Genomic DNA, 14,368 nt, shown 5'->3' with positions numbered 1-14,368 from the left:
CTGCAGGCTAAGATAAAAATAATCACGTAATTTTCTTCTTAGGAGGTGCCCACAATGACAGAAACACGCAAAATCGATGTGGATTCTATATATGCGGAATTGCGCAGTGAAATCTTGTCAGGAACTCACCCCGCTGGTGCACCATTTAAGGAGATTCCACTTTCCAAACGCTTTGGAGTTTCACGAACTCCAATGAGGCAAGTACTCTCCCGCTTGGAACAAGAAAAACTTCTGGTTCGAGAAGACCGCGGGTTAAAAGTGCCTGCTGCAAATCCAGAAAGTGTGGTGCAGGTCTACGACCTTCGAATTCAATTGGAAGGTACTGCCGCAGCAGAGGCCGCACGCGCTCATTCTTTACGCAATCTCCTCGAATTGGAAGCACTGTTCACGCGAGATCGGTCTTTGAAAGATCCCAGCAACACAGAAATGATTGCTACCAACTTAGAATTCCACGCCGCAGTGTGGAAAGCCACCCATAATTCGGTGTTGGTGGATATTTTAGAAAGGTTGACTACCCATCTAATTCAAACTCCCAAACCCACACTTGCGGTCTCTAATAGATGGGCAGAGTCGCTTGACGAGCATGAGGCATTGATTCGCGCAATTGAAAATCGCGATGAAGCACTCGCACGTCAATTAGCAGAGGAACACATGAAAACTGCTAAGTCGATTCGACTCAAACTCTTTAGAGAAAGCGCTCAACAATATTTATAGAAAAAGGGCCAGCATCTCCCATTGAGATGCTGGCCCTTAAATCTTTTCGTCGAAAAGCGCTGCTTTTAGAGGGATTCCCTGGAAGCGCGGACTTCGTCGTCGCCGATGCTGACGGTGTCAGAAGTCATTGGAATAACAGTCGGCATGATGACCGGCTGACGCTTCCACTTCTGCTCCACAAAGCGGGAGATCTTGCGACGCATCTGCTGGACCATACGATAAGGATCGTTTTCGCCTTCGGCGGCCAGATCGTTCATCGTGATTTCAGCTAGCTCAGTAACCTCAGACATCATGGACTTCGCATCATCAGAGAAGCCACTGGTCTGAACGGTTGGGCGCTCCAGCAAACGGCCGGTGCGGTTATCGATCACCGAGGTGATGGAGATAAGTCCGCCTTCGCCGAGGGAAGTACGGTCAGCCAAGATGTCAGCATCGATATCACCCATGGTGACACCATCGACATAGAGGTTGCCCACTGGAATCTGTCCAACGACCTTTGCGTGACCGTTAACAAGGTCAACAACCACACCGTTTTGAGCGAGCACAACGTTGTCGCGCTGCACGCCGGTGGAAATTGCCAGTTCCTTGTTGGCACGCAGATGGCGCCATTCGCCGTGCACAGGCATAGCGTTCTTGGGACGAGCTGCGTTGTAAAGGAACAACAACTCTCCGGAGTAGCCGTGGCCAGAGGTGTGAACCTTGGCATCGCGGCCGGTCACCACGGTGGCACCGATCTGGGACAGCATGTTGATTACGCCGAAGACAGCTTCTTCATTGCCTGGCACCAAGGAGGAGGACAGGATGATGAGGTCGCCATCGCGCACAGTGATCTGACGGTGTTCGCGACGAGCCATGCGGGAAAGTGCAGCCATTGGCTCACCCTGGGTACCGGTGGTTACCAGCAGTACCTTGTGTGGAGCCATACGTGCAGCTTCATCCATGGTGATAATGGTGCCACGAGGAGCCTTGAGGTAACCCAGCTTTTCTGCGATTTCCATATTGCGGATCATGGAACGACCGTTGAAGGCAACCTTGCGGTTGGCGGCAACTGCTGCATCCACTGCTGCCTGAACGCGGTAAACGTTGGAGGCAAAGGACGCAAGAATAACGCGCTGCTTGGCTTCGCCGATGAGGCGCTTTAAGGTTGGGCCAACTTCAGCTTCAGATCCGGATACACCAGGGGTGGTGGCGTTGGTGGAATCGCAAAGCATGAGGTCAACACCCTCATCGCCGAAGCGAGACAGTGCTGGCAGGTCAGTTGGACGTCCATCGGTTGGAGTCTGGTCGAGCTTGATGTCACCGGTGTGGATAACAAGACCGGCTGGGGTCTTAATTGCAAGGCCGAGGCAGTCTGGAATGGAGTGATTTACAGCCCAGAAACGGATATTGAATGGCCCGCGATTCTCATTGGACTGCTCGTTAACTTCGATCAGCTTTGGACGCTGACGGTGCTCTTTACACTTGGCAGCAATAAGAGCCAAGGTGAATCGAGAAGCCAGGATTGGGATATCGTGGCGCAGTTTCAGCAGCCAAGGAATAGCGCCAATGTGGTCTTCGTGGCCGTGGGTAACAACCAGTGCTTCCACGCGGTCCAGGTGCTTTTCGATAGGACCGAAATCTGGCAGGATCAGGTCCACGCCAGGCTCGCCGGAGGATGGGAAGAGCACGCCACAGTCCACGATAAGCAGACGGTTGTTGTACTCAAACACGGTCATGTTACGGCCGATTTCAGAGATACCACCCAGTGCGTAAATGCGCAGGCCGCCGGTGGGGGCCTTTGGTGGTTCTGGCAGACGCTGGGTGAGATCAGCGCCCTGCATGGACTTCACCACATTGCGACGACCGCGGTTTCCGCCCTGGTTGTTGCGGTTGCCACCTTGATTGTTGCGGTTTCCGCCTTGGTTATTGCGGTTGCCACCCTCTTGACGTGCGGCACCCTCGTTGTTCTGGGATGCACCGGATCCGCGACGGCTGCGTCCGCCCCGTCGATTAGCGTTATTACGGCTGCGGTTGTTGCCACCGTTGTTGCTCTCTGCAGCGTTATCGGCCGCGGAGTCACCGGACTCAGTGGACTTGGAGGAGTCCCGATTGTCGTTTCCGGCGTTGTTGTTTTTCTCGGTACCCTGAGTGGCAGGTGCTTCGGGAGCCTGGAAAATTGGGGCTTCCACAGCATTTTCCTGACCAGCCTCTGGTGGGCCAGCCTTGCGGGTAACCTTCCGGGCGCGATTTCGGGATTCATTCATATTTATAGAACTCCAGCTTTATTCATGTCTGCTCGGAGAGCCTCAAGTTCCTGCTCATTGGGAGCAATAATTGGAAGACGTGGCTCTCCTACGTTGATGCCCTGCAGTTGCAGAGCAGCTTTTGCCATACTGACCCCACCCAGGCGAGCCTGAGATGCAACCAGCGATGCTAATTTGACGTTTATTTCCCGCGCACGGGCGAGGTCGCCTTCCTCGAAGCTTGTGTACAGCTCGCGCAACTCATTGGGAGCCACATGTCCAATAACGGAGATGAAGCCGGATCCACCCAATGCTAGCCAAGGGAGGTTGAGCGCGTCATCGCCTGAGTACCAGGCAAGACCCGTTTCTTGGATCAGTGGCGTTGCTGCGACGAGATCACCTTTGGCATCCTTAACGGCTTTAACCGTGGGCAACTCGCTTAGACGTCTAATCGTATCAGACTCAATAGGAATAGCCGATCGACCAGGAATGTCATAGAGGCAAATGGGAAGGTCAGTTGCCTGCGCAATTTCACGAAAATGGCGGTAGACACCCTCCTGGCTGGGCTTGGAATAGTAAGGAGTTACTACCAAAAGCCCATCTGCGCCAGCAGCGGCTGAGGTCTTGGCCAATTCCACAGAAGAAGCAGTGTTATTAGTACCAGCGCCGGCGATGAGCTTTGCGCGGTCACCAACCTCTTCTCGGATGGCCTTGAGCAGGTCAAGTTTTTCGGCAGTGGTTGTTGTGGGTGATTCACCAGTGGTGCCCGCAAGAACTAAGGAATCTAGACCATTGTCCACCAGATGCGCTGCAAGCTGGCGGCCAGCGGCGATATCAATTTCGCCCGATTCCTTAAATGGAGTAACCATAGCTACTCCAACAGTGCCAAAGTACTCTACTCCGGTCTTTGAAATTAAACCTGTGCTCATGGAGACCAAGATTACCTTCTTCCCTGCTTTGGGGGTTCACCACCCCTCGAATCTGCAACTTCTTTCGTTTAATTTTAATCCCGCACTATTACTGCCAAAGCTAACCTGGGAATAAAATCAACAACCAATGAAATTTAGGCTGAAGCCTGCTTGGAGGTTTAGTGCGGGAATATTTAGTTAAATCTTATACTTAATGCTTCAGTACAACTATCAGCAGAGATGTATTTAAACTTCATGTCTCCCCTGCCGGTTCACTTGGCCATCGCACCCTGTTTCCACTGCACCTTAAGGTTTTATGCACTTGCCTTAGATCTCAGGCACAAAAACTGAGAGGAAAAATCCAGGTTTCCTAGCTACATTTTTCGCCCCACTTAAAGGGGTGTTCACGCAGCACCAGGCAGCTCAAAACTCTGACTTTTTTGCAGACCCACTTCAGGTGCAGGCCAGGATTGTTCAAGGTCTAAGCCATTAAACTTCAATGAGGTTCTTAGAAGTTATTAATTTAAAAGTCTGTCACATAAGGGCTGGTAGCCATATATGAACCATCGGCGAGTTCTTCAATTTCAAAGTCACCGAAAACAGTTGGCGCTGCTGTCTGCAGCTTCTTCAAACATTCTACAGCTACTGAACGAATTTCAACATCTGTATGCTCGCTGGCGCGCATCGCAATAAAGTGTCGCCAACTTCTAAAGTTGCCAGTGACCACAATGCGCGATTCAGTGGCATTGGGCAACACTGCGCGGGCAGCTTGGCGAGCCTGCTTTTTACGCAGTAGTGCGTTGGGCTCCCCGACTAGCTTTTCTTCCAAGCTTTCCAAAAGTTCGTTGTACACAAATCGGGTGTCATCCATGGCCTGTAAAAATAGGGCCAGTAGTTCCGGATCTTCTTGAATAACATCCGGCACCACCACTGCTTGTTGGCCCCTGTGGACAAAACGCTGGGAGAGCTGGGAAAAAGAAAAATGACGGTGTCGTACCAACTCATGGGTAGCGGAGCGAGAGATCCCGCGAATATATACAGTAGCGCTCGCATGCTCTAATAAAGCGCTATGTCCAACTTCCATAATGTGGCGCAAATAAGCAGAGTTGGAAGCAGTTCGCGGGTTTGGCTTATCAAAAGTCTCATAACAGGCACGTCCGGCAAATTCCACTAAGGCTTCGGGGCCTTCAGCGTCTGTTGACCAGTCAATTCCAGCAGGAGGCGTAAATGCGGTACACGCAATGAGCTCCACATTTAATTCGACCTGTTCAGCCATGTTCCATCCACTCTTTCCACTGACAAACTAGTGCCAACCTGCTGCCAACCACTTATAAACACCGGTCCGCAGAATTCTTCCACTCCCGGTTTAGACCGCGGGGCAGACCCAATCCGGTCTGCCGCCCCCGCCCCCGCTCCCGGAGCCCAGTATCTCTTTTCGATGCCGTGCCCAAGACCTGAGGGCCGAGGCCCAAGATTAAAGCCCGAGGTAGTTCTCCAAACCAATAACCAGGCCAGGGTGCTCTGCAATGCCACGCACACCTACCAGTACACCTGGGGCGAAGGAATTGCGGTCATAAGAATCTTGCTTGATGGTGAGGGTCTGTCCCTGGGTACCAAAAATTACTGCTTCATGGGCAACCATTCCGGACATACGAACAGCGTGTACTGGAATGCCTTCCACATCGGCGCCACGAGAGCCTGGAAGAGACTGCTCGGTAGCATCTGGCTGAGCATCCATACCGGCCTCTTTACGTGCCTTAGCAATGCCCTGAGCAGTGTGAATAGCAGTGCCTGAAGGCGCATCAAGCTTATTGGGGTGGTGCAATTCCACAATTTCAGCAGATTCAAAGAAGCGTGCTGCTTGCTTCGCAAAAACCATGGTCAATACGGCAGAGATAGCAAAGTTAGGTGCAATGAGAACACCAACGCCCTCCTTATCGGCCAACCAGCTGCGTACCTGAGCAAGGCGCTCCTCATCAAAACCAGTGGTGCCCACAACTGCGGAAATACCGTTTTTGATGCAGAATTCAAGGTTTGCCATCACAGCATTAGGAGTGGTGAAGTCAACAATTACCTCGGCACCACTGTCCACCAAAGCATCCAGGCTATCGCCACTATTGATTTCAGCGACCAATTCCAGATCAGATGCTTCATTGACAGCTGCAACGATAGTCTGTCCAACTCGGCCCTTCGCTCCCAGGACACCAACCTTGATTCCCATGTTTCTCCTTTGTGCTCTACATGCCTATAGCTAACCCTTCCCAGTCTAGACATCTCCCAAGACCAACATCGAAATAAGCCCATAAGAGCGCTTTTCGACGCTTGGCTGCGCCGTTGTGACCTGGGTGAGCTCCAATAATCTAACAATTGATTATCGTTTTCGACTAAAACTGCACCCCACAAGAGTTTCCGCCTTATGTTTTAAAGTATGAAACCTCGAGTCCTCTTGCTAAGCGCTTTTAGTGCCACTACCCTGCTAACGCCCAGTGCCTGCACCTCCATAACGCCACAAAGCCCATCGGCCTCTGAAACTCCGGTGATAGTCACGGAAACTGCAAGCCCAGTGACAACCACGCGGGTCCACGAGACCACTTCCACGCAGGAGACCTCGATACCTTCAATATCACCGACAATTACCCCAACAACAAGCTCAGCCCTTTCACCTTTGGGTACACCTGATGCCGCTAATAAACAGCGCAGCCCCGAAGGCGAATTTGATATGACTGTTACCGGAGTTCGCGTGGCGGATCATGAATCTTTTACGCGGGTGGTTTTTGATATTGCCGGCGCTTCCAAACCCGGTTGGTGGGTCGATTGGACTCAAAATCCTGTGCAACAGGCTTCTGGGCTACCGGTAGATATTGCTGGTGATAGCTTCTTGGACGTCAATATCGAGGGCATTACCTATCCCAGCGAGGCAACTGCCCAAAGCGTAGAGATCGGCTCTTTCAAAGGCGCAGGTGTTGTGCAGGAGGTGCAGCTCACCAGCATTTTTGAGGCGCGTGCCCAATTCCTCATTGGAGTTAGCGGCAGCCCCAAGAGCTATTCAGTATCACTATTAGAAAACCCCACCCGAATTGTGGTTGATATCCAACATTAGGGCTAGAAATGCCACAAGGTGGCTTAGCCGTTTTCACGGTTAAGCCACCTTGTGCGGGGTGTGGATCTAATTAGTCCTCTTCAACAACTGGGACCAGGGAGATCTTGCCACGGTTGTCGATGTCTGCAATTTCGACCTGAATCTTATCGCCGACCTTTACTACATCCTCAACCTTCTCAACACGCTTGCCATTGCCAAGCTTAGAGATGTGAACCAAACCATCGCGGCCTGGAAGCAAGGAGAAAAAGGCACCGAAGGCAGTGGTCTTGACCACGGTACCCAGGAAGCGCTCGCCCACCTTTGGTAGCTGTGGGTTAGCCAGTGCGTTGATCTTTTCGATCGCAGCTTCTGCAGCTTCACCATTAGCAGCGGAGATGAAGACAGTGCCGTCATCTTCGATGGAGATGTTTGCGCCGGTCTCTTCGGTCAGGGCGTTGATGTTCTTTCCCTTTGGTCCGATGAGCTCACCAATCTTAGATACTGGGATCTTGACGGTGGTGATACGGGGAGCGAACTTGCTCATCTCGTCTGGACCGCTGATGACCTCAGACATGGTTTCCAGGATGGCCAAACGTGCATCGCGAGCCTGCTCCAGTGCATCGGAAAGCACCTTGGATGGGATACCGTCCAGCTTGGTGTCCAGCTGCAGCGCAGTAATGAATTCTGCGGTACCGGCAACCTTGAAGTCCATATCGCCAAAGGCATCTTCGGCGCCGAGGATATCGGTCAGTGCAACGTATTCGGTCTTGCCATCAACATCGCCGGAGACAAGGCCCATAGCGATACCTGCAACAGCAGCCTTAAGTGGCACACCAGCGTTGTACAGCGACAAGGTGGATGCACAAACAGATCCCATAGAGGTGGAGCCGTTGGAGCCCAAAGCCTCAGAAACCTGGCGGATTGCGTATGGGAATTCCTCACGGGAAGGAATCACTGGCAAAACTGCGCGCTCTGCCAGGGCACCGTGGCCGATTTCGCGGCGCTTTGGTGAACCCACGCGACCGGTTTCACCGGTGGAATATGGTGGGAAGTTGTAGTGGTGCATGTAGCGCTTGGAATCGCCTGGAGCCAGGGAGTCAATCTGCTGTTCCATCTTGAGCATATCCAGGGTGGTTACACCGAGGATCTGGGTTTCGCCACGCTCGAAGAGGGAGGAACCGTGTGCGCGTGGGATGAGTTCAACCTCGACGCCAAGGTCACGGATATCGGTGATGCCACGGCCATCAATGCGGAAGTGATCGGTGAGGATCATACGACGCACAATTGCCTTCATAACAGAGTTATAAGCGGCACGGATTTCCTTAGACGCTGCAGCTGCAGAATCGTAGTTGGCTTCGAAAGTAGGCAGCAACTGTGCCTCAATCTCTTCCATGTAGGCATTGGTTGCCTCATCGCGATCCTGCTTCCCCTTAATGGTCATCAAGGATGCGAGCTTCTTGGAAGCCTTCTTCTCCACTGCTGCAAAAACCTCATCGGTATATGCAGGGAATAGTGGGAATTCGTGGCTTTCCTTGGCAACGCGCTGGGCCAGACCTTCCTGGGCACGGCACAGGGTGTCAATGAATGGCTTTGCAGCTTCCAGGCCTTCAGAAACGACCTTCTCGGTTGGTGCTGGTGCACCGCCCTTTACCTGATCAACGACGGTCTCGGAAGCGCCAGCTTCAACCATCATGACGGCAACGTCGGAGAAGGTCTTATTGCCGCGCTTGCGCTCGACCAAACGGCCGGCTACAACGAGCTCGAAGACGGACTTCTTGTGCTGCTCATGGGTTGGGAATGCGACCCACTGGCCCTTAGGGTGCTGCTCATCAACAACCAAAGCCATGCGTACAGCGCCGACAGCGCCAGATACTGGCAAACCGGAGATGCGAGTAGCAGCGGATGCGCCATTAACTGCGACAACGTCGTAGTAGTCCTCTGGGTTCATGGACAAAACGGTGACCACAATTTGAACCTCATTGCGCAGACCCTTCACAAAGGTAGGGCGCAACGGGCGGTCGATCAAGCGACAAGCCAGGATCGCTTCGGTGGAAGGACGGCCTTCACGACGGAAGAAAGAACCGGGGATGCGGCCAGCAGCGTACATGCGCTCTTCCACATCTACGGTGAGTGGGAAAAAGTCAAAGCCCTCGCGAGGTTGATTGGATGCAGTGGTGGTGGCCAACAGCATCGTCTCATCGTCGAGGTAGGTGGTAACTGCACCATCTGCTTGACGGGCCAGCTGGCCGGTCTCAAAACGGATGGTACGGGTTCCGAAGTCACCGTTGTCAATAGTTGCAACAGCCTCAATTAGGCCAAAATCGGTGTCTTCGAAATATTTTACTTCGCTCATATGCGAGTAATTCTCCTCTTATTAGTTCTGCTCGACGATCATCGGTGTCATCGCGAAAATTTCTGTTTCAAGAACGATCCTGAATTCTACCAGTTAATAGACATTTTCCCCAGTATCAGTTTTTTCGAACTTCAACAGCATTTTATTCAAGCAAAACGGGGTGAGAATGCAAAAACCCGCTCGCTGATTAAGAATCAGGAAGCGGGTTAAAGAACCGAAGACTAGCGACGCAGGCCGAGGCGAGAGATCAGGTCACGGTAACGATCAACGTTGTTGTCAGCCAAGTACTTCAGCAGGCCACGACGGCGACCAACGAGAAGCAGCAGGCCACGACGGGAGTGGTGATCATGCTTGTGGAACTTGAGGTGCTCGGTCAGATCGTTGATGCGCTTGGTGAGCAAAGCGATCTGTGCCTCTGGGGATCCGGTGTCGGTCTCGTGCAGGCCATACTCGGAAAGGATGGACTTCTTCTGCTCTGAAGTTAGAGCCATGGGGGTCTCCTGTTGTTATTTCAGTCCGTATGAAAAATTTCATTCTTAAAGAATGTACTTTTCGCAACTGCTACGGACCGCAGTCGCAAAACCACCGATCAGCTTAACAGCAAGACCCCCTTAAACCAAACTACTTAGCTGCAGCAACTCGACCGATGCGAGTCATAAATTCATTAAGGAAGCGATCGACATCCACAGCCACCGCTGCGCGGGAGGTACGGACCTGGTCATTGAGGCGAACTTCATCGCCAATGGTGCGGCCTCGGGTCTCCCCTTCCACATCGACCTTGAGGTTGATTGGGAGCAGAGTAACCAGGCTTGGATCAACGGCAACACCCACAGCTAGTGGATCGTGCAGACCACAGCCGCCCAAATGTGGTGCGGTGGTTTCATAGGCCTTGATGTAATAATCGGTCATATCAGCCAGGGCAATAGCAGCTGGAGTACCCAACTCACGCCACTGAGCGGTGTGTTCCTTGGTCAGCAAGGTCTGTAAGGTGACGTCTAGGCCAACCATGGTCACATCTGCCCGGGAACGGAAAAGATCATTAGCGGCATCTGGATCCTGGTTAATATTTGCCTCGGCCCAAGGGCTGACATTGCCAGGCACAGTCAAAGCGCCACCCATGATCACAATATGAGCGTTTTCAGCAAAGCTTGGGTCTTTGGCAATTGCGGCAGAAAGGTTGGTCATGGGACCGGTGGCAATAATGACCAAATCATCGCCATGTTCTTTGACGGAGGAGATGAGGAAGTCCACAGCACCAGGTTGGGCAGCTGCAGCGGCCTTGGCTAGTTCAACTTCACCAATGCCATTTTGGCCGTGGATAAAAGCGGAGATTTCTAGCACCTCAAAGCCATCTTTGGTCTGTGCATGTGGCTCACCCAGGTAAACGGGAACCTCAGGAGCACCAAAAAGTTCCAGCAGAGCGAGGTCATTGGCAGCTCCGGTCTCCAGCAGTACGTTGCCGTAGGTGGTGGTGACACCGATAACTTCTAATTCAGGTGAACCCAGTGCATATGCCAGGGCGAGGGCATCATCAATGCCGGTATCCAGATCCAAGATGGCTTTTTTGCTCATGTTTTTCTTCCCTTACTTTCTTTTTGTGGGGCACCTGCTGGTGCCCCGGGGTGATACCTAAAGTGCTGACTGGCTCGCGGCGTCGAGAAGCGCCTTATCTTTGGCGAGGATCTCGCGGGCGTTGTTGACATCATTTTCCATGGCGTCGAGCAGTTCCTCGATGCCGTCGAACTTGACCATGTCACGCAAATGACCCACAAACTCAACCATAACGTGGTGGCCATAAAGGTCGGCTTCATGATCCATCACAAAAGCCTCAACGCTGCGACGCTGATCGCCAAAGGTGGGGTTGGTGCCTACTGAAATTGCAGTGGGATAACGCACCCCCGGGACCATATCGCCATCAATTTCGCGGGAGATGCCACGGTCAATTGTGCGGTCATCAGTGATGGTGAACCAGCCAGCGTAAACGCCATCGGCGGGCAGCGCCACAGAATCGGGCAGATAGAGGTTGGCAGTTGGGTAACCCAATTCCTTGCCACCGCGGCCGGCACCGCGCACCACTTCCCCACGCACAGCATAACGCCTGCCCAGCGCCCAGTTTGCGCGCTCGACATTGCCCTCATCGAGGTAGGTGCGCACCAAGGTGGAGCAGATTTTCAGAGAATCGTCATACAACAGGGGCTCAATGGTGATATTTACCCCGAATTTTTCACCCAGGGCGCGCATGGTGTCGTCCGTGCCGGAACCGTTTTCACCAAAGGTGAAGTTCTCCCCCACTACCACTGACTTGGCTTTAAGCTGGTCAACGAGCAAGGTGGAGAAATATTCTTCCGGGGATAGCCCTGCTAATTCCTTGGTGAAATCAATAATCACGGCTGCATCGACGCCATTTTCGGCAGCCAGATTCAGGCGATAATCCAAGGTTGCCAAGCGCCGTGGCTCCTGACCTGGCAAAAAGACAGCAATGGGGTGCGGATCAAAAGTAACCATGACACATGGCACCCCGAGCTCTTTACTCTGTTGTACTGCTTGGGCAATGAGCGCGCGGTGACCGCGGTGCACACCGTCAAAAACGCCAATTGTCACAACTGATCCCGCAAGTTCTTCCGGAATGCTCTTTAATCCACGCCAAATATCCACCGTCTTAGACTACGGCATAGACTTCATTGATATGAATGCTCTAGCCGAAACTTCCGGCCTGGTGATTGTTGATAAGCCAGCGGGAATGACTTCTCATGACGTAGTTTCCAAACTGCGACGCGCTTTTTCCACCCGCAAAGTTGGCCATGCTGGCACCCTCGACCCGATGGCAACAGGCGTTTTGGTGGTCGGAATTGAACGCGGTACGCGCTTTTTAGCGCATTTGGTAGCATCCACCAAAGCTTATGATGCAACCATTCGCCTCGGCGCTGCCACCACCACTGATGACGCCGAAGGTGAAATAATTTCCCAGACAAACGCCAGCGGACTAGACCACCTGGACATTTTGCGAGAAATCGGCCACCTCACCGGCGATATTATGCAAAAACCAACCAAGGTTTCTGCCATCAAAATTGACGGTCGACGCGCTCATGAATTGGTGCGCGCCGGCGAAGAAGTTGAAATTCCCGCCCGTCCGGTGACGGTCAGCGTTTTTGAGGTGCAGGATTTCCGCACCGAAGGTGAATTTTATGACCTTGACGTGCGCGTGCACTGCTCCTCTGGCACCTACATCCGCGCGCTCGCGCGCGACCTCGGACAAGCTCTGCAGGTGGGCGGCCATTTGACCGCCTTAAGGCGCACAGAGGTCGGCCCTTTTAAGCTTGACGACGCGATCCCTTTGGCGGATCTCCAAGAAAACGCCCACTTGTCCCTGACCTTGGATGAAGCTCTTACCCGTTCCTACCCAATTTTGGAGATCACCGAAGAACAAGGTGTTGACCTTTCAATGGGCAAGTGGCTAGAACCGCGCGGCCTAAAGGGAGTGCATGCTGCAGTTACTCCTTCGGGCCACGCGATTGCCCTAGTAGAGGAAAAGGGAAAACGTTTGGCAACCGTGTTCGTAGCGCGTCCAAATACCCTTTAGGGCTGTTAATGGCTCTGCTTCAAGTCACCGCGGTGGTGGCAATTACATAACCATCGCGCAGCACCCATTTGCCCGAAATAAAGGGCACCGGTGTGGGGCGTACCAGTAAATAAGAGACAAACGTGCCGTCATCACGGATATCAATTTCTGCTTGCTCAAAGCCCAACCAGCGATGAGTAAGCGGGAACCACGCCTTATAGGTGGCTTCCTTGGCGCAAAAAAGCAGCCGATCAGCACAGTCAATGCCATTATCTGCCAGGCGTTTTAGTTGAGGAAGCTCCCCTACTCGCGCGATAGAACCTAAAACATCCTTAGGCAAAGGCTCCGCAGGTTCAGCATCTAAGCCCATTGACCGCACCAGTAACCGCGGTGCTACCACTGCCGCCCGGAATCCATCGGTATGGGTGAGTGAGCCGGACACTGAAGAAGGCCATAGGGGCATTCCCCGTTCACCGCGCAGGATTGGTTCCCCTTTATCCCTGCCAAGTTGCGATAATGCCTGGTGCGCACACCAGCGAGCATCGCCGAACTCCGCTTTTCTAATATCTACGGAGTGCGCTACCAGTGCTTTTTCCAGCGGATGCAGGCGATGGAAGTTGTCTAAATTGGCAGTCTTATTTTCGGTCTTTATGAAGGAAAATCGTGCTGAGCTTGGGAAGAGGGATTCATCCAGCATTTTCCACCTCCATAACAGGGAAAGGCCACACGTGGCCGTTTTCCCAGCGTTCCCACTCGCGGGGATATCCTAAAGAAACCTCAATATGTTTAACACCATTAATCGTGGTGGTCCCGGGCATATGCAAATGCCCATAGATCACGGCCTGTGCTTGATAACGCTCGGCCCAGCCACGGGTATGCCTAGTTCCGCACCACAATGCCAATTCTTGCCAGCGCATTTGTTGGGTGGGTTCCACTACCAATGGCCAATGATTAATCAGCACCGTTGGCCCATTGATTTTACTTAAACGCTTAATAGAATAAGCCAAACGGTCCCAGCACCAAGCACGAATATCCACAAAAGGTGCGATAGAAAACTCATCGGTCATCATGACCTGACGATCGCGTGCCGCCTGAATTGCCTGTTCCACCGTGAAGCCGGGGCGTCTGAAGGAATAATCATAAAGGGTAAAGAGCGGCACGATGGTCACTCCCCCGAAATTTAAATATGGATCTTCTGGGGTGAGCACATCAATTTTGCGGCAGCCCTCCACCAACTCCACATACTTATCCCGGCCTTGGTATCTATCCGCTGAGCGCGAAAATAGTTCATGGTTTCCCGGTACCCAAATAACCTTGGCAAATCTGCGCCTTAGGCGGGCTAAAACTTCCAAGACCAATTCCGTACGCTCTGCAACGTCGCCCGCCACGATGAGCCAATCTGAGGGATCTCGTGGTTGGATTTTTGCTATTGCATCCGCATTAGCTTTTACCGCTGCATGGAGATCAGCAACCGCCCAAAGTGTTGTGGTCACCGTTCACCTCCGCCTTAACCACGCAATAGTTGCCACAATA

Annotated in this window: 13 protein-coding genes; 3 read left to right on the top strand and 10 right to left on the bottom strand. The window is 52.7% G+C overall.

Annotated elements, in window-relative coordinates:
* The first annotated feature begins 54 nt into the window (after positions 1-54).
* Positions 55-714, top strand: a complete 660-nt coding sequence (locus tag SFC07_RS02430; protein WP_411206630.1) for a GntR family transcriptional regulator — start codon at positions 55-57, stop codon at positions 712-714.
* A gap of 65 nt (positions 715-779) precedes the next feature.
* Here the strand turns inward: SFC07_RS02430 and SFC07_RS02425 are convergent, their stop codons facing one another.
* The 4 genes from SFC07_RS02425 to dapB form a co-directional block, all read right to left on the bottom strand.
* Entirely contained in the window at positions 780-2,957 is a 2,178-nt protein-coding gene (locus tag SFC07_RS02425; protein ID WP_411206629.1) for a ribonuclease J, read from the bottom strand.
* A gap of 2 nt (positions 2,958-2,959) precedes the next feature.
* Positions 2,960-3,865: a 4-hydroxy-tetrahydrodipicolinate synthase gene (gene dapA, locus SFC07_RS02420; protein ID WP_411206628.1), complete on the bottom strand. Its 906-nt coding sequence runs from the start codon at positions 3,863-3,865 to the stop codon at positions 2,960-2,962.
* Positions 3,866-4,367: 502 nt separating this feature from the next.
* Complete coding sequence (thyX, locus tag SFC07_RS02415; protein ID WP_411206627.1) at positions 4,368-5,120, bottom strand: FAD-dependent thymidylate synthase; 753 nt, start codon at positions 5,118-5,120, stop codon at positions 4,368-4,370.
* A gap of 198 nt (positions 5,121-5,318) precedes the next feature.
* Positions 5,319-6,065, bottom strand: coding sequence for a 4-hydroxy-tetrahydrodipicolinate reductase (dapB, locus tag SFC07_RS02410; RefSeq protein ID WP_411206626.1), 747 nt, complete (start codon positions 6,063-6,065; stop codon positions 5,319-5,321).
* A 207-nt stretch (positions 6,066-6,272) separates the two neighbouring features.
* Here dapB and SFC07_RS02405 point away from each other — a divergent pair, with 207 nt between their 5' ends.
* Positions 6,273-6,944, top strand: a complete 672-nt coding sequence (locus SFC07_RS02405; RefSeq protein ID WP_411206625.1) for a hypothetical protein — start codon at positions 6,273-6,275, stop codon at positions 6,942-6,944.
* A 70-nt stretch (positions 6,945-7,014) separates the two neighbouring features.
* Here the strand turns inward: SFC07_RS02405 and SFC07_RS02400 are convergent, their stop codons facing one another.
* From SFC07_RS02400 to SFC07_RS02385, 4 genes are all read right to left on the bottom strand, one after another.
* Positions 7,015-9,276, bottom strand: coding sequence for a polyribonucleotide nucleotidyltransferase (locus SFC07_RS02400; protein WP_411206624.1), 2,262 nt, complete (start codon positions 9,274-9,276; stop codon positions 7,015-7,017).
* A gap of 221 nt (positions 9,277-9,497) precedes the next feature.
* Entirely contained in the window at positions 9,498-9,767 is a 270-nt protein-coding gene (gene rpsO / locus SFC07_RS02395) for a 30S ribosomal protein S15 (protein WP_015651534.1), read from the bottom strand.
* Positions 9,768-9,897: 130 nt separating this feature from the next.
* Positions 9,898-10,848, bottom strand: coding sequence for a nucleoside hydrolase (locus SFC07_RS02390; protein WP_411206623.1), 951 nt, complete (start codon positions 10,846-10,848; stop codon positions 9,898-9,900).
* A 57-nt stretch (positions 10,849-10,905) separates the two neighbouring features.
* Positions 10,906-11,931: a bifunctional riboflavin kinase/FAD synthetase gene (locus SFC07_RS02385; RefSeq protein ID WP_411206622.1), complete on the bottom strand. Its 1,026-nt coding sequence runs from the start codon at positions 11,929-11,931 to the stop codon at positions 10,906-10,908.
* Between the two features lie 31 nt (positions 11,932-11,962).
* Between SFC07_RS02385 and truB the strand changes: the two genes are divergently transcribed.
* Positions 11,963-12,856, top strand: a complete 894-nt coding sequence (truB, locus tag SFC07_RS02380) for a tRNA pseudouridine(55) synthase TruB (RefSeq protein WP_411206621.1) — start codon at positions 11,963-11,965, stop codon at positions 12,854-12,856.
* 19 nt (positions 12,857-12,875) lie between these two features.
* Here truB and SFC07_RS02375 read toward each other — a convergent pair whose 3' ends face one another.
* Positions 12,876-13,532 carry a 4'-phosphopantetheinyl transferase family protein gene (locus SFC07_RS02375; protein WP_411206620.1) on the bottom strand — a complete coding sequence of 219 codons (657 nt, stop codon included), beginning with the start codon at positions 13,530-13,532 and terminating at the stop codon, positions 12,876-12,878.
* Positions 13,522-14,328, bottom strand: a complete 807-nt coding sequence (locus SFC07_RS02370) for a metallophosphoesterase family protein (protein ID WP_411206619.1) — start codon at positions 14,326-14,328, stop codon at positions 13,522-13,524. The genes SFC07_RS02375 and SFC07_RS02370 overlap by 11 nt, the downstream gene beginning before the upstream one ends.
* Between the last annotated feature and the right edge of the window lie 40 nt (positions 14,329-14,368).

This window comes from Corynebacterium callunae (assembly GCF_046592015.1).
GTDB lineage: Bacteria > Actinomycetota > Actinomycetes > Mycobacteriales > Mycobacteriaceae > Corynebacterium > Corynebacterium callunae_A.
The sequence above is the reverse complement of the archived record's forward strand: the minus strand, read 5'-3'. Positions and strand labels throughout refer to the sequence as shown.

What these genes read in the sequence shown, in the direction of transcription:
- SFC07_RS02390 (WP_411206623.1), bottom strand. Translation starts at nt 10,848, where the DNA reads ATGAGCAAAAAAGCCATCTTGGATCTGGATACCGGCATTGATGATGCC.
- thyX (WP_411206627.1), bottom strand. Translation starts at nt 5,120, where the DNA reads ATGGCTGAACAGGTCGAATTAAATGTGGAGCTCATTGCGTGTACCGCA.
- rpsO (WP_015651534.1), bottom strand. Translation starts at nt 9,767, where the DNA reads ATGGCTCTAACTTCAGAGCAGAAGAAGTCCATCCTTTCCGAGTATGGC.
- SFC07_RS02430 (WP_411206630.1), top strand. Translation starts at nt 55, where the DNA reads ATGACAGAAACACGCAAAATCGATGTGGATTCTATATATGCGGAATTG.
- SFC07_RS02375 (WP_411206620.1), bottom strand. Translation starts at nt 13,532, where the DNA reads ATGCTGGATGAATCCCTCTTCCCAAGCTCAGCACGATTTTCCTTCATA.
- SFC07_RS02405 (WP_411206625.1), top strand. Translation starts at nt 6,273, where the DNA reads ATGAAACCTCGAGTCCTCTTGCTAAGCGCTTTTAGTGCCACTACCCTG.
- SFC07_RS02425 (WP_411206629.1), bottom strand. Translation starts at nt 2,957, where the DNA reads ATGAATGAATCCCGAAATCGCGCCCGGAAGGTTACCCGCAAGGCTGGC.
- SFC07_RS02400 (WP_411206624.1), bottom strand. Translation starts at nt 9,276, where the DNA reads ATGAGCGAAGTAAAATATTTCGAAGACACCGATTTTGGCCTAATTGAG.
- truB (WP_411206621.1), top strand. Translation starts at nt 11,963, where the DNA reads ATGAATGCTCTAGCCGAAACTTCCGGCCTGGTGATTGTTGATAAGCCA.
- dapA (WP_411206628.1), bottom strand. Translation starts at nt 3,865, where the DNA reads ATGAGCACAGGTTTAATTTCAAAGACCGGAGTAGAGTACTTTGGCACT.
- dapB (WP_411206626.1), bottom strand. Translation starts at nt 6,065, where the DNA reads ATGGGAATCAAGGTTGGTGTCCTGGGAGCGAAGGGCCGAGTTGGACAG.